Raw genomic sequence first — 18477 nt, 5'->3', positions numbered from 1 at the left:
CAGTGTTTAGCGCAATTCTATCATCAAACTAGGGCTTATTCATGAGCTAATTACGAAAATCAAATTGGGTAAATGTTGATCAATTGCTGCTTAATTTAAAAACATTGTTAACTCACTATTAATTATTAAATTAAATAAATAATTCAGTTGATCTACTGGTTTTTGTTTATATAATGCGCGCAAACCATCCGTTCATATTATGTACTATTTAAAGGTAAACCATGAAAAAACAATTAGTGATGCTTTCTCTTGCATGTATCTCATTTGGCTCATTAGCAAGCAACCCGCACTACTTTTCAGCTGATAACCGTATTGAATCAAAGTTATGTATCTTAAGTGCGAACGAAGGGTTTACCGCTGCACGTAAAGAAGCAGCAAAGCATGGCATTTCAATGTCACGTTTTTCAAAAAGCATTTTATGTAACGGTACTGACATCCGTGAAATTGCTAAAAAAGCACAATCACAAGAAGCAGCAAAAGCAGCTGTTGAAGTGTTTGCTAAAAATGAGCAAAAAGAAACTCAACTTTGCATCACTGCACTTAAAAAAGGTTTAACACCTGTGCGTGAAAAAATTGGTAACTTAAATACGTTAAAATGTAATGGCGAAGCAGTAACAGACTTCGTTAAGCGTTACCAAAACGCAGCTATCTAATAGCGGCATTTTTGTTATTTGTAAAAAGCGCTCTTCGGAGCGCTTTTTTTATGAAAAAATTACAGTAATCCATGAAAGGCTTGCTAAATCATAGGCTTAACCTCAACTTAACCAGGCTGTAAGTGCTTGATTTTAGCCAATAAGGCATTTTGGCATTCAACTTGTAACAGTCGAAGTGAATCTAATCGACTACAAGGAAATGTCTTATGAACAAGTTAACTTTAGCATCAACAATTTTAGCAGCACTAAGTCTTTCAGCATGTTCTGCAAGTAACTCTTTAGCAAAAATCGACAGCGATTTTGGCAGCCTAGATAATGACAATGACGGTTATATCTCTAAGGTAGAAGCTGACGATGATGCAATTTGGGATCATTTTTCAAATATCGATACCAATATGGATGAGCAAATCAGCCGCACTGAATTTAATGCATACATGCAATTAAATACGGGCAAGGTAGCAACTGATAGTGAGGTATCTGAATCAGCATTTAAAGCTGAAATCGCTAAATTTGACCCAATCGAAAATGACTTTAAATCGTTAGATAACGACAAAAATGGTTATGTTTCTATTGAAGAAGCCGATGACGACGATATCGCAAATCACTTTGGCTATATGGATAGCAACAAAGATAAGCGTGTAAGCCGCACTGAGTTTGTTAATTACATTAGCAAATATGGCAGCGACGTTGCCGAAGATGATGCCCTTGAAATGGTTAAAAATAGCTAATTTCAATATTCATTCGTAAATATCCCCTAAAGCCAGTGTTTTACACTGGCTTTTTTACAATAATTTTTCCAACCTTGGCCGACTTCTGTCATAATAGAGCGTTAGTGATTTAAAATGACCTTTAGTAGTGATGGCCACAAAACGTATCAGTGATGAACAGTTAGTCGAAATCATAGAAGCCGCGATTTTTGTTGCTGGAAAACCTGTGTCTAAACGTCATTTAAAAGAGACAGTATTAGCTGATTTAAGCGTTTCTATGCCGCGCATTAATAATGCAATTGAACAAATTCAAACGCATTATCAAACCCGAGGCATTAAGCTTGTTGCAGTAGGCAGCGGTTACAGGTTTCAAGCCTGCGCTAGTTTAGCGCCTTGGCTGGCAAACTTATGGCAAGAGCGCGCACCTAAATACTCACGAGCACTACTAGAAACTTTATCCTTGATTGCCTATAGACAACCTATTACCCGTGGTGAAATTGAACAAGTACGGGGGGTTGCTGTTGGCTCAGGAATTATTAAAACCTTATTAGAAAGAGAGTGGGTCAGAGTTGTTGGCCATAAAGAGGTGCCTGGGCGCCCAGCGTTATATGCCACAACATCCGCTTTCTTAGATTATTTTTCATTAGCTGGTTTAGATGAATTACCGCCGTTACCTGAACTTCAGGAGAGTAAAATCAACCAGCTATTGAGCGATCCTTCTGTGAGAGAACTATCTGAATGAGTAATGTAGAAACTGAAAAGTTACAAAAAGTATTAGCCCGTGCTGGCGTGGGTTCACGTCGTGAGATGGAAAAATACATCGATGCCAACCGTGTGAGCGTAAATGGTAAAGTGGCACGTTTAGGCGACCGTGTTGAAGCAACCGATGTAATTCGAGTTGACGGTCACGTAGTAAAAATTGAAGACAAAGCCGACCGTATTTGTCGTGTACTTATGTATAACAAGCCAGAAGGCGAGTTATGTACACGTAAAGACCCTGAAGGTCGTCGTACGGTATTTGATCGTTTACCACGTGTTGATGGCGAGCGTTGGATTGCAGTTGGCCGACTAGATATTAATACCGCTGGTTTAATGCTGTTTACTAACGATGGTGAACTTGCTAACCGTTTAATGCACCCAAGCTACGAAGTAGAGCGTGAGTACTCCGCTCGTGTGTTTGGTGAAGTGACTAACGAAACGCTACGCACTTTAACAAAAGGCGTTGAGCTTGAAGATGGTCCTGCAAAATTCTTAAACATCAAACCTATGGGTGGTGAAGGTATCAACCGTTGGTTCAATGTCACTTTAACAGAAGGTCGTAACCGCGAAGTACGTCGTTTATGGCAATCACAAGATGTTGAGGTATCGCGTCTTATCCGTATTCGTTACGGTAAGTTAGAGCTTGATAAGCGCTTGCCACAAGGTGGTTGGGCTGAGCTTGATTTAGACACGGTTAACTATTTACGTAAAACAGTACAACTAGGCCGCGAAACGCAAACTAAGCTGTCGGTTATTCCTGAAAAGCGTAAAGACAAGCGTGCTAAAATTAACCAAATCCGTAAGGCGGTTAAAAAGCACAATCAACGTGCTAAACAAACTAAGCGTCGTTAATCAGAAATATAATTGTTTGCAGATAAACTAATTTATTTGCAAACAGGCATAAAAAAAGCAGCGATATCGCTGCTTTTTTTGTTTCAAAATGCTACTTATGCATTTTCAACTGCTGTACGTGGGTCAACATATTCCATGTTGAAAGCTTCAGCTACTTCTTTATAAGTAACTTGGCCTTTGATCACGTTTAAGCCTTTTAAGAAGTTAGCATCGTCAAGAAGCGCTTTCTTATAACCTTTGTTAGCAAGGTTGATGATGAACGGTAATGTTGCATTATTAAGTGCGAACGTAGAAGTACGTGGAACAGCACCTGGCATGTTAGCAACACAGTAGTGAACAACGTCATCAACAATGTAAGTAGGATCAGCGTGAGTTGTCGCTTTAGAAGTTGCGATACAACCACCTTGGTCGATTGCAACGTCAACGATTGCAGAACCAGGCTTCATTGCTTTGATGTGCTCAGCTGTTACTAGTTTAGGCGCTGCTGCACCTGGGATTAGTACGCCACCGATCACAAGGTCAGCTTCTAGTACGTGTTTTTCTAGTGCGTCAGCAGTAGAGTAGATAGCTTTAACTTTATTACCGAACTGTGCGTCTAATGCACGTAGTACGTCGATGTTACGGTCAAGAACAACAACGTCAGCACCTAGACCAACAGCCATTTGCGCTGCGCTACGACCAACCATGCCGCCGCCGATAACAACAACTTTAGCTGGCTCAACACCTGGTACACCACCAAGTAACATACCACGGCCGTGGTTTGATTTTTCAAGCGCTTGTGCACCAGCTTGGATAGACATACGACCTGCAACTTCACTCATAGGAGCAAGAAGAGGTAAACCGCCACGTGAATCAGTTACTGTTTCGTAAGCGATACACACTGCGCCACTTTTAACTAGGTCTTCAGTTTGTGGAAGATCCGGTGCTAAGTGAAGGTAAGTAAATAGAATTTGGTCTTCGCGTAACATTGCACGCTCAACAGCTTGTGGCTCTTTTACTTTAACGATCATTTCAGCTTTAGCAAAAACGTCTGCTGCTGTTGGTAAAATTTCAGCACCAGCTGCAACATAATCTTCGTTAGTGAAGCCAATGCCCATACCAGCATCAGTTTCAACAAACACTTGGTGGCCATGGTTTACTAGTTCACGAACACTCGCAGGAACCATACCTACACGGTATTCATGGTTTTTGATTTCTTTAGGTACACCAATAATCATAGTTTTTCGCCTTAATAGAACGGGATAAAATTTTTGACTATTATATTCATGACCAGCCAGTGTGTCTCACCTTTTTTAAGTGTCATTCTAGTGATATAATCTGAAAATAAATTTTAAACAGTGCAAAACTCTGGTTTGGCTTATGCATCAATTACTCGACAGAATAGACCGTAAAATTTTAATGGAATTACAGCTCGATGGTCGGATCTCTAACGTAGAGCTGGCAAGGCGTGTAGGGCTAAGTGCCACCCCTTGTTTGGAGCGGGTAAAAAAGCTCGAAAGAGAGGGTTATATACTCGGATATAAAGCAGTAGTGGATCCTGCTAAACTTGGCCAAGGTTTGTCGGTTTATGTAGAAGTAACCATCACTAAAACCTCACCAGATGTTTTCGAAGAGTTTAACGCTGCAGTTAAAAAGCACGACGAAATAATTGAGTGCCATCTAGTATCAGGTAATTTCGACTTTCTATTAAAAACGCGGGTAAATGATATGTCGGAATATCGAAATGTACTGGGTGATATTCTACTAAAACTACCAAATGTCAGTGAAAGCCGAACTTATGTGGTAATGGAAGAAGTAAAAGGTGAAGAAGGGGTCATTATTCGCCCATATATTGCCTAAACTGTTAAAATACATATTGAGTAACAAAAACTTGTTCATTATCAGTCCATCAAGGCTAAGATAAAGTGCATCAAACGGCATTTCCTGCTAAGGTATTTCACTGCTAATCGATCAGTAAAGAATAATAAGGAATAGGGAGCTATGCGCCTAAATGGTGTTCAAAGACTGTTAGAAACGGGGCTAATCATCAGCACCTTTGCTGCAGTATTTATTTTATGTGCATTAATCAGTTTTGATCCTGCGGACCCTTCATGGTCACAAACCGGTGAATTTGTTAATGTTAAGAATATTACCGGCACAGCGGGAGCTTGGGTTGCAGATATCCTATTACTCACTTTTGGCTGGCTTGCTTATTTAGTGCCTGTTGCCATTCAATTGTTCGGTTATTTATTGTTTAAACAGCCACACCGTATTTTCCAGCTAGATTACACCACGCTTGCCTTACGTGTTATTGGTTTTGCGCTGTTTATTACTTCAGCGACGGCAATCAGCAGCATTAATTTTGACGATATTTATAACTTCTCATCTGGTGGGGTAGTGGGGGATGTTATTGCGACAGCAATGATGCCTACCTTTAATTTTACCGGCACCTCAATTTTATTACTGTGTTTTTTCTTTGCTGGTTTAACCCTATTAACCGGTATTTCGTGGGTGCAATTTGTCGATTTTGTCGGCAAGTGGGTAATGAAAGCATTTTACTTTTTACGTGAGCAATTTTCTGCTTGGTTACATCGTGAAAAAGAAGCTGTTAAAGATATCGGCACTTCAGAGCCAGACGCTAACTTTGTAGAACCAGAAAACGAGCCAGCTATAAGCTTTAATGATGCAGATGAAGAAGAACCAAAACCTACTAAGGCTAAGCAAAAGCCTGCTGAAAAAGCTGATGATGACTTTAAAGGCTTTGATGAACTAGACGATATTCTTGACCAAGAAATTGGTTTTAGTGCCCTTGATGATGAATCATTCGATACCGTATCGGCACTGAATGCGCTTGATCAGAGCCCAGTTGTTGAGCCAGAAAAACCTGTCACAACGGTTGTTTCGCCTGCCCGCCCTATGCCTAAACCAAAACCTGCATATGAGCCACCGCCAACGGCAAAGGAAAAGTTTGAAGCACTGCTTGAAGAGCAGCCGCCTACAAACCCGTTACCATCACTTGATTTATTAGACCGCCCAGATAAAGCGAAAAACCCATTATCGCAAGAAGAGCTTGATGGTATTTCGCGTTTAGTTGAAACCAAATTACTTGATTTTAACATTCAAGCTGCGGTTGTGGGTGTGTACCCAGGTCCGGTTGTAACGCGCTTTGAGCTTGATTTAGCGCCGGGTATTAAAGTCGCTAAAATCACTGGCCTAGCGAAAGATTTAGCGCGTTCACTGTCTGCTGTAAGCGTGCGTGTAGTAGAAGTTATTCCGGGTAAAACCTATGTTGGTTTAGAGCTGCCAAACAAACACCGTGAAATAGTGCGTTTAAGTGAAGTTATTAACGCGCCTAAGTTCGAATCAAATCCATCACCACTGACTATGGTGTTAGGTAAAGACATTGCTGGCGAGCCGGTATGCGCTGACCTTGGCAAAATGCCACATTTACTTGTTGCGGGTACCACAGGTTCAGGTAAGTCAGTGGGCGTTAATGTAATGATATTAAGCTTACTGTACAAATCGGGCCCTGATGATGTTCGTATGATCATGATCGACCCGAAAATGCTTGAACTTTCTGTGTACGAAGGCATCCCACATTTATTATGTGAAGTTGTTACCGACATGAAAGAAGCAGCCAATGCATTGCGTTGGTGTGTAGGCGAAATGGAACGTCGTTATAAGCTAATGTCGGCACTTGGGGTACGTAACTTAAAAGGTTACAACCAAAAAGTGTTGGATGCCAAAGAAGCGGGTCAACCGATTCTAGATCCACTGTTTAAAGACACCGATGGCATGGCCGATGGCCCTGAAGAGCTAGATAAACTGCCAAGTATTGTGGTGGTCATTGACGAATTTGCCGACATGATGATGATCGTGGGTAAAAAAGTGGAAGAGCTGATTGCACGTATCGCGCAAAAAGCCCGTGCTGCAGGTATTCACTTAGTGCTAGCAACACAGCGCCCATCGGTTGACGTAATTACAGGTTTGATTAAAGCGAATATTCCAACCCGTATGGCGTTCCAAGTTTCAAGTAAAATTGACTCGCGTACCATTTTAGATCAGCAAGGTGCTGAAAACTTACTTGGTATGGGTGACATGCTTTACTTACCGCCGGGTACTAGTGTACCAGTGCGTGTGCATGGCGCGTTTGTTGACGACCACGAAGTACATGCGGTTGTAGACGATTGGAAAAAACGTGGCAAACCAAATTATATTGATGAAATTTTAAGTGGCGATGCCACAGAAGAAATTTTACTACCAGGAGAAACCAGTGAAGACGGTGATGAAGAGTCAGATCCGCTTTACGATGAAGCAGTATCATTTGTAATTGAAACCGGCAAAGTGTCGGTATCGAGTGTACAGCGTAAGCTCCGTGTAGGTTATAACCGCGCAGCACGCTTAGTTGAACAAATGGAAACATCAGGCATTGTTAGCGCACCAGGACATAACGGTGCCCGCGAAGTCTTAGTGCCAAATGGTGGAGCAAATTAATGAAAAAAATTAAATACCTAGCCCTAATTATGGGTTGTTTATTAAGTGGTCAAAGTTTTGCAGACGACAGCGAAGCGTTGCAACAACAACTGGCTGCGATTAAAAGTTTTAAAGCAGAGTTTTCACAGCAGGTTACCGATTCGCAAGGCGAAGCTATCATGCAAGGTGAGGGGAATATTGCCCTTCAGCAACCTATGATGATCCGCTGGCAGCAACAAAGCCCAGACGATACTTTGTTTGTATCAAATGGCGACAAAACGTATTACTTCGACAGCTTTGCTGAGCAAGTAACGATTATGAATACCCACAGCCTGATTGATTCAACACCGTTTGTATTGTTGACGTCAAAAGATCCAGAGCAGTGGGCTAAATACCAAGTTGTGGCAACTGATGCAGGCTTTAGTGTCACACCAAACAAAGGCGTTGAGAGCCAAGTTGAAAAGTTAGATATTAGCTTTAATGCTAAAGAGCAAGGCCTAGCATCACTGACAGTATTAGATACCTCTGGTCAGCAGTCTTTATTTACTTTTAAAGATGCTAAAGTAAACGAAGCACTTGCAACTCAAACCTTTGAATTTACCATTCCAGAAGGCGTTGAAGTTGACGACCAAAGCCAAGGTGATTAAGGCTTGAGTAATCTCGGATTTAATTTTGGTCCTGATGTGCGCCCACTTGCGGCGCGCATGCGACCAGAAACACTCAATGACTACATAGGTCAGCAGCACCTTTTAAGCCCCGATAAACCTCTTTACCAAGCGATTCTTGCAGGTCGATGCCACAGCCTCATTTTGTGGGGGCCGCCAGGTGTTGGTAAAACCACGTTAGCGCAGATTATTGCAAACCATGCCGATGCCAGCCTTATTCAAATGTCGGCAGTCACAGCAGGTGTAAAAGACATTCGTGAGGCTGTAAGCGAAGCAAAAGCAAACCTTGCTGGGCGAGGGCAGCGCACTTTATTGTTTGTTGACGAAGTGCATCGCTTTAATAAATCTCAGCAAGATGCATTTTTACCACATATCGAAGATGGTACTTTTATTTTTGTCGGCGCGACCACCGAAAACCCATCATTTGCACTTAATAACGCGATATTGTCTCGTGCCCGTGTATATGTATTAAAAGCACTTGAACAAGCCGATTTATTTAACGTAATTGAACGCGCCTTACGTGAAGACGTAGAGCTTAGCCAAAAACACATTGCAATTGCCGAAAACGCTAAACAAGCGCTTTGTCAAGCAAGTGATGGCGATGCACGTAAAGTGCTTAACCTGTTAGAACAAGCGGTTGATTTAACTACGGAGCAGCAGGGCAAATACCTTGTTGATCAACATGTTTTAAGCCAAGTGCTGCCAACTCACTTAGCCAAGTACGATAAAGGCGGCGATGAGTTTTACGACTTGATTTCAGCGTTTCATAAGTCAGTACGAGGTAGTTCACCTGATGGCGCCTTATATTGGTACTGCCGTATTTTAGCAGGTGGCGGCGACCCACTTTATGTGGCTAGGCGCTTATTAGCGATTGCTACAGAAGATATTGGCAATGCCGACCCGCGAGCAATGGAAGTCGCACTCAATGCGTGGGATATTTTTCAACGTGTTGGCCCAAGTGAAGGTGAGCGCGCTATTGCACAAGCCACCATTTATTTAGCCAGTGCTCCGAAAAGTAACGCAGTTTATATGGCGTTTAATCAAGCTATGCAAGATGCTAAAAATGAGCCGAGCCATCCGGTGCCAGAGCATCTACGCAATGCGCCAACTAGCTTAATGAAAGACTTAGGTTATGGTGCTGAATATCGGTATGCACATAATGAGGAAGGTGCGTTTGCAGCAGGTGAGAAGTATTTCCCTGAGGCAATTAATGATCGCCAGTATTACTTCCCAACCGACCGCGGGCTTGAACAAAAAATAAAACAAAAGCTGGACTATTTAACTCAGCGCAACGAGCAAAGTGATATTAAACGTTATGAATAGTTTGAAACTTTACATGATGATTGCAATGGGTGGCGCTTCAGGGGCATGTTTACGCTATTTTCTTAGCGAAACCATGCTAAAACTGCTCGGAAGGGGATTCCCTTTTGGCACGTTGACAGTTAATATTCTTGGTTCATTGTTAATGGGCATTTTATACGGCTTGATTGAAAAAGAAATAATCGCTGTTAGCCCCGCTAAAACCTTAATTGGTATTGGCTTTTTAGGTGCATTGACCACCTTTTCAACATTCTCAATGGATTCGTTGTTGCTCTTGCAACAAGGTCACTTTTTTAAAATGGCCCTCAATATCACCTTAAACGTGGTGGTGTGTATATTTATGGCTTGGCTGGGCCTTCAGCTGGTAATGCAAAAAGGTTAAAAATCGAACATGTTAGATTCTAAATATTTACGTCAAGATATCGAACAAGCGGCTGCACGTTTAGCATCACGCGGTTACGAACTTGATACTGCAGCGGTAACTGCACTTGAAGAAAAACGCAAAACATTACAAGTAAAAACGCAAGAACTTCAAAGCGAGCGTAATGCAAGTTCCAAAGCTATCGGCCAAGCAAAAGCGAAAGGCGAGCACGAAAAAGCACAACAGCTGCTTGATTCAGTCAGTAATCTTGGCGATCAACTAGACAGCGTTAAAGCAGAGCAAGACGCAGTACTTGAAGAGCTTAAGCAAATTGCGCTTGCTATTCCAAACCTACCTGATGAGTCTGTACCAGTAGGTGAAGACGAAGATCAAAACGTTGAAATTTCAACCTGGGGTACGCCTAAGTCATATGACTTTGAAGTAAAAGATCACGTTGATGTTGGTCAAGACGTAAACGGCCTAGACTTTGAAATGGGCGTTAAAATCAGTGGCGCACGTTTTACTGTTATGCGTGGTCAAGTTGCACGTATGCACCGTGCTCTTACGCAGTTCATGCTTGATACGCACACAGAGCAAAACGGCTATACAGAAATGTATGTGCCTTACCTTGTTAATAGCGCAAGCTTATACGGCACAAGCCAATTACCTAAGTTTGCTGGTGACTTATTTCACACTTTAGGTTTAGTGGATGACGACGGCCAGCAACAACCAGGTTTTAGCTTAATTCCTACTGCTGAAGTACCACTTACGAACAGTGCTCGTGACGAAATTTACGACGAAAGCGACTTACCAATTCGTTTAACAGCGCATACGCCTTGTTTCCGTAGTGAAGCGGGTAGCTATGGCCGTGATACACGTGGTCTTATTCGTCAGCACCAATTCGACAAAGTTGAATTAGTACAACTAGTAAAACCAGAAGATTCAATGCAAGCGCTCGAAGAGCTAACAGGTCACGCTGAGCAAATCTTACAAGCATTAGAACTTCCATACCGTAAAGTGATTTTATGTACGGGTGATATGGGCTTTGGTGCAGCAAAAACTTACGATTTAGAAGTATGGTTACCTGCACAAAACACTTATCGTGAAATCTCATCATGTTCAAACATGGTTGATTTCCAAGCACGTCGTATGCAAGCGCGTTTCCGTCGTCAAGGCGAGAAAAAGCCAGAGCTACTTCATACACTAAATGGTTCTGGTTTAGCGGTTGGTCGTACACTGGTAGCAATCTTAGAGAACTACCAACAAGCAGACGGCTCAATTGTTGTACCAGAAGTATTACGCCCTTACATGGGTGGCTTAGAAGTAATTAAATAGGCTTAATTTTTAGTCATTTTATGAAACCGCATTGGGAAACCATGCGGTTTTTTTTTATTTTTTGATAATAATTAATTGCGGTAAGCAGTATGTTTAGTAAACTAAAAATAGGTACTATCAGTTTTAAAACTAAATCACATAGTATTTTATTACAATACACGAAGGACTGCTGTTATGAAAAAACTACTCGCCGTAGCATCTGCTGCTTTGTATTTAGCAAGCTCTGTCGCTTTTGCTAAAGATAAGCCCAATATCCTCATAATATTCCCCGATGATGTAGGCTGGCAAAACGTCAGTGCATATGGGCTTGGTACCATGGGTTATAAAACCCCAAATATTGATAAACTTGCCCATGAAGGTGCAATGTTTACCGATCACTATGCACAACCATCATGTACTGCTGGTCGCGCTGCCCTTATTACCGGCCAGTACCCAATCCGTAGTGGCATGACAACTGTTGGCAGACCAGGCGCAGAGCTTGGTTTAAAAGCGGGCTCTTATACCCTTGCTGAGGTTCTTAAAGAGCAAGGTTACGCTACAGGTCAATTTGGTAAAAACCACTTAGGTGATCGCAACGAGCACTTACCAACCGTTCATGGTTTTGATGAATTTTTTGGAAACTTATATCACTTAAATACGCAAGAAGAATTCGAGCAACGTGATTATCCAAAAGACCCTGAATTTTTCAAAAAGTATGGTACGCGAGGTGTTTTACATACTTACGCAACTAATGTAGATGATAAAACGGTTGATCCACGTTTTGGTAAAGTAGGTAAACAAAAAATTGAAGATACCGGCCAGCTTTCTCGCGAACGTATGAAAAACGTAGATAAAGAGTTTATGGCTGCGAGCCTAGATTTTATCAAGCGTGCAAAAAAAGCTGATAAACCTTTCTTTGTTTGGTTTAACCCAAGTCGTATGCACATGTATACGCGTTTAAGTGACGAAAGTCGTTATTTAGCTGAAGAGTACACCACAGAGCATGATTTATACGGCAGTGGCCTAATTGAACATGACCAGCAAGTGGGTGAGTTAATGGCTGCGCTAGATGATATGGGTGTACTTGATAACACTATCGTTATTTACTCAACAGATAATGGTCCTGAGCACAGCGCTCGATTACACGGCGGTACAACACCTTTCCGTGGTGAAAAGATGACAACTTACGAAGGCGGCGTACGCGTTCCTATGATTGTTCGTTGGCCAGGTAAAGTCCCTGCAAATACGATACTAACGGGTATTCAATCGCACATGGATATTTACACAACCCTTGCAGCAGCAGCGGGTGAACCAAATATCGCGAAAAAAGCCCTTAAAGAGCATAAGCAACCGATTGATGGCGTAAATAACTTAGATTATTGGTTAGGTAAAACAGACGAAAGTGCGCGTGATAGTTTCCTTTATTATTACGAATCAAGCATCAAGGCTGTGCGTTATAAGCAGTGGAAACTTCATTTCGAAACGAGCGAAAACTATTACGCTCAGTATGAGAAGCAAAAGTTCCCGATCATCTATAACTTACGTATGGACCCGTTTGAAAGCTTTGATGGCCTAACAGACCGTTCAGACATTGTGCAAGCTAAGCAATGGTTAAATGAGCCTGTGCAACATCTACTTGGTGAACACATTAAGTCATTGACTGAATATCCACCACTGCAAAAAGCAGCGAGCTTTGACTTTAGCCAACTGATGGAACAGTTGATGTCTGGTAAGCAGTAACACTCAATAAAACGATTTATTAAGTTGTTAATCTAAATAAATAGCCGCATCGGGAAACCATGCGGCTTTTTTAGTTTTATGCTAATGGGCAAAAGATTGTAAAAAGCTAAAGTGGATCTAAAACCGAGCAATCAACGTATTCAAAGCATTAAGTTAATAGTGTGAAACATTATGAGTAATAAACAAAAATCTGTTCCAACATCACGGTTTTCACGCGCTGTTCGGCTTGGCTCTTTAGCTGGTAAAGTGGCGGGAAATATGTTGTTTGAAGGCACAAAAGCATGGGCGGCTGGCAAGCAAACATCACGACAAGAGTTATTGTTACAACCAAAAAATATTCAGCGCTTTGCCGAACAGCTTGCAAATCTTCGCGGGGCTGCAATGAAATTGGGCCAGCTGTTATCTATGGATAGTGGCGAATTACTTACTCCTGAGCTATCTGCAATTTTAGCAAGGCTGCGTTCAGAGGCGACAGCTATGCCGCAAAAGCAGCTAGTTAAAGTAATGCGTGAGCATTGGGGTGATGCGTGGTTAGAGCAATTATCGCATTTTGAACTCAGACCATTTGCTGCGGCATCAATAGGGCAAGTGCATATTGCTTACAGAGAATCGGGCGAAAAGTTAGCAGTTAAAGTGCAATACCCAGGTATTGCAAAAGGCATTGCCAGTGATGTTGATAACTTAGCTTACCTTCTTAAGCTCAGTGGCTTATTACCTAAAGAGGTAGAAATACAGCCTCTTATCGATGAAGCAAAACAACAGCTTATAAACGAAGCTGACTACGAATTAGAAGCTAATTATTTAAAACGCTACAGCGAGTGTTTAAAAGGTGACGACAATTACCTTATTCCTAATGTAGTAGATTCGCTTAGTTCTTCTCAAGTTTTAGTAATGAATTTTGTTGAAGGACAAGAGCTAGATGAACTAGTAAACACTGAGCAAGCGCTGCGTAATAAAGCGGTTGAACAGTTACTCAGCCTATTTTTACGTGAATTATTTAGCTTTAAACTAGTTCAAACAGATCCAAACTTTGCCAATTATCAATATCAAATCGACAATCAACGCTTAGTACTTTTAGATTTTGGCGCCACCCGCGAACTACCTCAGCATATTAGTGATGGTTACTTACAGTTATTATCTTCCGCGATTAGTAACGACAGAGCAGGCGTTGCAACAGCAGCACAGCAAATTGGCTATTTTCAACAAGGGCTTGCTCAAGAATATATAGATAATGTCGTCGATATATTTCTACTCGCCTGCGAGCCACTGCGCCATCAAGGTGAGTATGACTTTGCAAATAGTGACTTACCAAAACGCATTAAAGAACTCGGCCTTAAAATGAGCACCGCCTCAGAGCATTGGCATGCACCACCGGTAGATGCCTTGTTCGTTCACAGAAAACTAGCAGGCCTCTTTTTAATCGCTGCAAAGCTTGGCGCAAAAGTGAATGTGAACAGTATTTTTAAGGAGTTTGAAGCACAGAGGGATAAATAATAGAGCGGGAGTTTGGGGGGTAGAAAAATGGTCGGCATAGCAGGATTTGAACCTGCGACCCCTGACACCCCATGACAGTGCGCTACCAAGCTGCGCTATATGCCGACATTGCAAGCCATAGTACGGCTTTTTTTATAAAAATCAATATCTCCGCTGTTCGATTGCTTGTTTATTGTTCAGGTAATCCACATTAAATCAATGGGCTAGAGGTTAATCTAGCCAATCGTTGATCGTTTTGTACATAAAGTCGCGTATTAATGGCTGAGCATCGGCATTAGGGTGCAGGTTATCGTTTTGCATAAGTTCTGGACGGCCTGCAATACTTAGCATGAAAAAGGGCATGAGCTCGGAATCTGTTTCATCGGCAATGGTTTTAAAGCTATCGGTGAAAAGTTTGGTATAACGCGGGCCATAGTTAGGTGGAATTTGCACTTCCATTACGGCGGTTTTCGCCCCGATTTGTTGGCTTTTTGTTATTAAATCACGTAGGTTAGTTTGCAGGCGTTTAATAGGGAAACCTCGTAAACCATCGTTTCCGCCTAGCTCAATGAGTACATGAGTGGGTTCAAATTCGCTCAGTAACGCGTCGAGTCGTCTTAGGGCACCGCCTGTGGTTTCACCGCTAATACTGGCGTTTACTAGGTATACAGATTGGTCTTTTTCATCGTACTTATCTTGTAACAATTTAACCCAGCCTTGCTCTTGTTTAAGTCCGTAAGCGGCGCTTAAACTGTCACCTAGAATTAAAATTGTGTTGTCAGCTGCTGCCGTAAGTGGTTTGATTACTAACAGTAAAACGAATATAAAACGTAGGATTGGATGCATCATATGTCAGCGCTTTCTCAATTAAACATCATTCAAGTTAAAGGACTTTCTAAAACGGTCACCACGGTTGAGGGCGACCTGACCATCCTCAGTGACATCAGCTTTAATGTCAAGTCGGGCGACTCAGTTGCAGTGGTAGGCACCTCAGGTTCGGGTAAGTCTACTTTATTAAGTTTATTAGCAGGCCTTGACCAATCTACCGGTGGTAGTATCCATTTAGATGGAGCCGCATTACACGAATTAGATGAAGAAGCACGGGCAGCACTTCGCGCTGAAAAAGTAGGTTTTGTGTTTCAGTCTTTCATGCTTGTACAAAGTTTAACAGCCCTTGAAAACGTAATGCTTCCCGCTGAGCTTGCGGGTAGCAAAGACGCTAAGCAGCAAGCACTTGAGCTACTCGAAAAAGTAGGCTTAAGCCATCGTGTTGGTCATTACCCCTCGCAATTATCTGGTGGTGAGCAGCAACGTGTAGCAATTGCGCGAGCATTTATTGGCACACCGAAAATTTTATTCGCCGATGAACCATCTGCGAACCTAGATAGCAAAAACGGTAAGTTAATTGAGTCTTTATTATTTGAACTAAATAAAGAGCACGGCACGACACTCATTTTAGTAACCCATGATGAGCAGCTTGCACAAAAGTGTCAGCAAATTTTACATATTGAAGCAGGGCAGCTAGTAACTGTAAAAGAAAACGAAGGAGTGCAAGCGAATGTGGGCTAAATTAGCACTAAAACTGTTTTCACGTGAGTTTAAGCGTGGCGAATTAACAGTGATCAGTGCAGCAATAGCCTTAGCTGTTCTCACTGTTTTAACACTGTCTATGGTTACCGACCGAATTGGTCAAAGTATTGAAGAAAAAAGCAGTGCCTTTATTGCCGCTGATCGCGTTTTAGCAAGTAACCATGCTTTACCTGCTGAGTTTTTAGATAAAGCCAACCAAGATAACTTACGCACCGCTAAAATAACTTACTTCGATACCATGTTATTTGCCGGTGACGAAATGCAACTTGGCTCGGTTAAAGCGGTATCAAATACCTATCCATTAAAAGGCGAGCTAAAAGTAAAAACCAGCCTGACTGGCCAACCACAAGTAACAAACGACATTCCAAGTCGTGGTGAAGTGTGGTTAAGTGAATCTGTGTTTTATGCGCTGAATATTAAGGTGGGGGATAAAGTAGAGCTTGGCGCTGCTACGTTTACGGCTAGTCATGTTGTAGCCGAAGAGCCAGATGCACCGTTTAATGTATTTTCAAGCAGCCAGCGAATCTTAATCAATGAAGCAGACATTGCTGTTACAGAGGTAATTCAGCCGGGCAGCCGGGTGTTTTACCGCCAACTTTATGCTGGCGACAAAGACAACTTAGATAACTTCTATGCGTGGTTAAAACCACAAATGAAAGAAAACCAGCGTTGGTATGGTGTTAAAGACCGCCAGTCACCTATTTCTAATAGTTTAAATCGTGCCGAAAGCTATTTATTGCTAGCTGGTTTACTTGGCATTATTTTAGCAGCTGTTGCTATTGCGGTATCGGCAAAACGGTATTGTGAGCGTCAGTACGACCCAGTTGCAATGATGAAAACGCTTGGCGGTAGCCGCGCTATGATCCGTAAAATCTATTTATTACATTTGAGCCTTGTATGTTCAATGTCGGTGATTGTCGGTTTACTGATTGGTTATGGTTTACAAGCGGTTGCCACTGATTATTTGGCACAAACCATGGGCTCAGCATTGCCAAGTGCATCGGCAAAACCTTGGATCATTGCGATTAGCACGGGTGTGATTTGTGCGGTTATGTTTTCAATTAAACCGCTACTCGATTTATTTGATATTCCGCCGCTACGTGTACTTCGCCGTAACTTAGGCGACCGTTTATTAGTAAGTAAAGTGCACCTTACTATGTCGGCGCTTACTGTGTTTTTACTGATGTGGTTATTTAGTAACAACATCAAAATTAGTGCAATTTTGTTCCTTTCGACGGCATTTTTAATAGCTGTGTTATTTGGCTTATCAAAGGTTATTTTTGGTGGTGGCCGAAAGCTCGGTTTAAGCCCTGGTAACAGTTGGTCATTGGCGATTGCGTCAATTCAAAAGCGTGCCAATGTGAATGCAGTACAATTAATTAGCTTTGCTTTGGCTATCAAGTTATTACTGTTTTTAATTGTACTTAAGAACGACATGATTTCGGATTGGCAGTCTCAGCTTCCTGAAAATGCACCTAATTCATTTTTAGTGAACATTACTGAGCAAGAGTTAGAGCCTATAACTAGCTTCTTAGCGCAAAACGATATGCCAACGTCTGATTTCTATCCGGTTGTGCGTGGCCGTGTAAACGCCGTAAATGGTGAGTTGGTTGCCCGCGAAGTATCGCAAGAAGATAACGAAAAGAAAGATGAAGAAGCCCGCTCTGGTATTGGCCGTGAGTTAAATCTAACTTGGCGTAAAGACTTGCCTAATCAAAACGAGCTTATCGACGGTGCATGGTTTAGTGAAGACTCAGTAGCTGAGGCATCGGTAGAAGAGTCGATGCTTGAACGCCTTGATGTAAAAATTGGCGATACGCTTACCTTCTTAATTGGTGCACAATCATTCGATGCAAAAATTACCAGTGTGCGTAAGGTTAATTGGACCACGCTTAAACCTAACTTCTTTATTATTTTGAGCCCTGATGTGCTTGCGAGTTTTCCTGCTACTTATATTTCATCAGTAAATGTTAAAGCAGAGAAAAAACGAGAGTTTAATGAGCTAATGCGTCAATACCCCACGGTTAACGTGATAGATGTTGAGAGTTTTATTAAACAAATTCGTTCAACCATAGAGCAAGTATCGTTAGCGATTGGCTTTGTACTAGCGATTGTGGTTGCCTGTGGCGCTTTAGTACTTATTTCGCAAGTGCAAGCAAGTTTAGGCGAGCGAATGCAAGAGATTGTTATTTTGCGAACTTTAGGTGCTAAAGGGCGCTTAATTAAAAATGCCACCTTATATGAGTTTTTACTATTAGGCGTTACTGCTGGTTTAGTCGCTGCCATTGTCAGTGACATCGCTCTGTTAATAGTACAAAAACAAATGTTCGATTTAGCAGGTAAGTTCCACCCCCACATTTGGGTGATTGGCCCAGCCGTCGGAGGCTTATTTGTGGCATGTTTGGGCTATTTGATGATAGCGCGAACAATGCGAAAAAATACCCAAGGCTTATTACGCTCGCTCGCGTAAATGTCTTACTTAAAGGTTGGCTATAAAATGCTCGCAATTGCGGGCATTTTTTATGAATTGCAATTGGTTACTGGTAATTTATACAGTGCTCTGGCATTATTAACCGCAGATAATAATGATA

General features: G+C 41.9%; 16 protein-coding genes and 1 tRNA gene. 14 read left to right on the top strand and 3 right to left on the bottom strand.

The window, feature by feature from the left end:
• The first annotated feature begins 221 nt into the window (after positions 1–221).
• The 4 genes from VRK28_RS01525 to rluB all read left to right on the top strand — a co-directional run bounded on the left by VRK28_RS01525 (position 222) and on the right by rluB (position 2971).
• Positions 222–653 (top strand): exonuclease III, encoded by a 432-nt coding sequence (locus VRK28_RS01525; RefSeq protein ID WP_269407720.1) that lies wholly within the window; start codon positions 222–224, stop codon positions 651–653.
• Positions 654–859: 206 nt separating this feature from the next.
• Entirely contained in the window at positions 860–1381 is a 522-nt protein-coding gene (locus tag VRK28_RS01520; RefSeq protein ID WP_054561272.1) for an EF-hand domain-containing protein, read from the top strand.
• 130 nt (positions 1382–1511) lie between these two features.
• On the top strand, positions 1512–2102 hold the full coding sequence (scpB, locus tag VRK28_RS01515; protein ID WP_054552968.1) for an SMC-Scp complex subunit ScpB: 591 nt from the start codon (positions 1512–1514) through the stop codon (positions 2100–2102).
• On the top strand, positions 2099–2971 hold the full coding sequence (gene rluB, locus VRK28_RS01510) for a 23S rRNA pseudouridine(2605) synthase RluB (RefSeq protein WP_055198703.1): 873 nt from the start codon (positions 2099–2101) through the stop codon (positions 2969–2971). The genes scpB and rluB overlap by 4 nt, the downstream gene beginning before the upstream one ends.
• 95 nt (positions 2972–3066) lie before the next feature.
• Here the strand turns inward: rluB and ald are convergent, their stop codons facing one another.
• Positions 3067–4188 (bottom strand): alanine dehydrogenase, encoded by a 1122-nt coding sequence (gene ald / locus VRK28_RS01505; protein ID WP_054552970.1) that lies wholly within the window; start codon positions 4186–4188, stop codon positions 3067–3069.
• A gap of 142 nt (positions 4189–4330) precedes the next feature.
• Here ald and lrp point away from each other — a divergent pair, with 142 nt between their 5' ends.
• The 8 genes from lrp to VRK28_RS01465 all read left to right on the top strand — a co-directional run bounded on the left by lrp (position 4331) and on the right by VRK28_RS01465 (position 14317).
• Positions 4331–4810: a leucine-responsive transcriptional regulator Lrp gene (gene lrp, locus VRK28_RS01500; RefSeq protein ID WP_054552971.1), complete on the top strand. Its 480-nt coding sequence runs from the start codon at positions 4331–4333 to the stop codon at positions 4808–4810.
• A gap of 141 nt (positions 4811–4951) precedes the next feature.
• Entirely contained in the window at positions 4952–7444 is a 2493-nt protein-coding gene (locus tag VRK28_RS01495; protein ID WP_332393151.1) for a DNA translocase FtsK, read from the top strand.
• Positions 7444–8070, top strand: a complete 627-nt coding sequence (lolA, locus tag VRK28_RS01490) for an outer membrane lipoprotein chaperone LolA (RefSeq protein ID WP_062565165.1) — start codon at positions 7444–7446, stop codon at positions 8068–8070. The genes VRK28_RS01495 and lolA overlap by 1 nt, the downstream gene beginning before the upstream one ends.
• Positions 8071–8073: 3 nt before the next feature.
• Positions 8074–9411, top strand: a complete 1338-nt coding sequence (locus VRK28_RS01485) for a replication-associated recombination protein A (protein ID WP_332393150.1) — start codon at positions 8074–8076, stop codon at positions 9409–9411.
• Positions 9404–9790, top strand: coding sequence for a fluoride efflux transporter CrcB (crcB, locus tag VRK28_RS01480; RefSeq protein WP_082389253.1), 387 nt, complete (start codon positions 9404–9406; stop codon positions 9788–9790). Before VRK28_RS01485 ends, crcB begins: the two co-directional genes overlap by 8 nt.
• A gap of 9 nt (positions 9791–9799) precedes the next feature.
• Positions 9800–11104 (top strand): serine--tRNA ligase, encoded by a 1305-nt coding sequence (serS, locus tag VRK28_RS01475; RefSeq protein ID WP_054552975.1) that lies wholly within the window; start codon positions 9800–9802, stop codon positions 11102–11104.
• A 174-nt stretch (positions 11105–11278) separates the two neighbouring features.
• The gene (locus VRK28_RS01470; RefSeq protein ID WP_135925089.1) at positions 11279–12823 is read left to right on the top strand and encodes an arylsulfatase; all 1545 of its coding nucleotides are present in this window, start codon (positions 11279–11281) and stop codon (positions 12821–12823) included.
• 171 nt (positions 12824–12994) lie between these two features.
• Positions 12995–14317: an ABC1 kinase family protein gene (locus VRK28_RS01465; protein WP_332393149.1), complete on the top strand. Its 1323-nt coding sequence runs from the start codon at positions 12995–12997 to the stop codon at positions 14315–14317.
• Between the two features lie 28 nt (positions 14318–14345).
• On the opposite strand, the gene VRK28_RS01460 is transcribed toward VRK28_RS01465, so the two are convergent.
• Positions 14346–14422: transfer RNA gene (locus VRK28_RS01460), tRNA-Pro, on the bottom strand.
• 105 nt (positions 14423–14527) lie between these two features.
• Entirely contained in the window at positions 14528–15145 is a 618-nt protein-coding gene (locus tag VRK28_RS01455) for an arylesterase (protein WP_332393148.1), read from the bottom strand.
• Here VRK28_RS01455 and VRK28_RS01450 point away from each other — a divergent pair, their 5' ends adjacent.
• Together VRK28_RS01450 and VRK28_RS01445 are read left to right on the top strand one after the other, a co-directional pair.
• The gene (locus VRK28_RS01450) at positions 15146–15865 is read left to right on the top strand and encodes an ABC transporter ATP-binding protein (RefSeq protein WP_054553007.1); all 720 of its coding nucleotides are present in this window, start codon (positions 15146–15148) and stop codon (positions 15863–15865) included.
• Positions 15855–18356: an ABC transporter permease gene (locus VRK28_RS01445; RefSeq protein WP_332393147.1), complete on the top strand. Its 2502-nt coding sequence runs from the start codon at positions 15855–15857 to the stop codon at positions 18354–18356. The genes VRK28_RS01450 and VRK28_RS01445 overlap by 11 nt, the downstream gene beginning before the upstream one ends.
• Positions 18357–18477: the final 121 nt, after the last annotated feature.

Source organism: Pseudoalteromonas sp. P80D2 (genome assembly GCF_036680945.1).
GTDB lineage: Bacteria > Pseudomonadota > Gammaproteobacteria > Enterobacterales > Alteromonadaceae > Pseudoalteromonas > Pseudoalteromonas shioyasakiensis.
Note: the sequence above shows the minus strand (reverse complement) of the source record. Positions and strands in the feature narration are given on the sequence as shown.

Excerpts from the sequence above, each read along its gene's own strand:
- crcB (WP_082389253.1), top strand. The coding sequence starts at position 9,404 with ATGAATAGTTTGAAACTTTACATGATGATTGCAATGGGTGGCGCTTCA.
- ald (WP_054552970.1), bottom strand. The coding sequence starts at position 4,188 with ATGATTATTGGTGTACCTAAAGAAATCAAAAACCATGAATACCGTGTA.
- VRK28_RS01455 (WP_332393148.1), bottom strand. The coding sequence starts at position 15,145 with ATGATGCATCCAATCCTACGTTTTATATTCGTTTTACTGTTAGTAATC.
- VRK28_RS01495 (WP_332393151.1), top strand. The coding sequence starts at position 4,952 with ATGCGCCTAAATGGTGTTCAAAGACTGTTAGAAACGGGGCTAATCATC.
- lolA (WP_062565165.1), top strand. The coding sequence starts at position 7,444 with ATGAAAAAAATTAAATACCTAGCCCTAATTATGGGTTGTTTATTAAGT.
- VRK28_RS01520 (WP_054561272.1), top strand. The coding sequence starts at position 860 with ATGAACAAGTTAACTTTAGCATCAACAATTTTAGCAGCACTAAGTCTT.
- serS (WP_054552975.1), top strand. The coding sequence starts at position 9,800 with ATGTTAGATTCTAAATATTTACGTCAAGATATCGAACAAGCGGCTGCA.
- VRK28_RS01450 (WP_054553007.1), top strand. The coding sequence starts at position 15,146 with ATGTCAGCGCTTTCTCAATTAAACATCATTCAAGTTAAAGGACTTTCT.
- lrp (WP_054552971.1), top strand. The coding sequence starts at position 4,331 with ATGCATCAATTACTCGACAGAATAGACCGTAAAATTTTAATGGAATTA.
- VRK28_RS01470 (WP_135925089.1), top strand. The coding sequence starts at position 11,279 with ATGAAAAAACTACTCGCCGTAGCATCTGCTGCTTTGTATTTAGCAAGC.
- VRK28_RS01465 (WP_332393149.1), top strand. The coding sequence starts at position 12,995 with ATGAGTAATAAACAAAAATCTGTTCCAACATCACGGTTTTCACGCGCT.
- VRK28_RS01525 (WP_269407720.1), top strand. The coding sequence starts at position 222 with ATGAAAAAACAATTAGTGATGCTTTCTCTTGCATGTATCTCATTTGGC.
- VRK28_RS01445 (WP_332393147.1), top strand. The coding sequence starts at position 15,855 with ATGTGGGCTAAATTAGCACTAAAACTGTTTTCACGTGAGTTTAAGCGT.
- scpB (WP_054552968.1), top strand. The coding sequence starts at position 1,512 with ATGGCCACAAAACGTATCAGTGATGAACAGTTAGTCGAAATCATAGAA.
- rluB (WP_055198703.1), top strand. The coding sequence starts at position 2,099 with ATGAGTAATGTAGAAACTGAAAAGTTACAAAAAGTATTAGCCCGTGCT.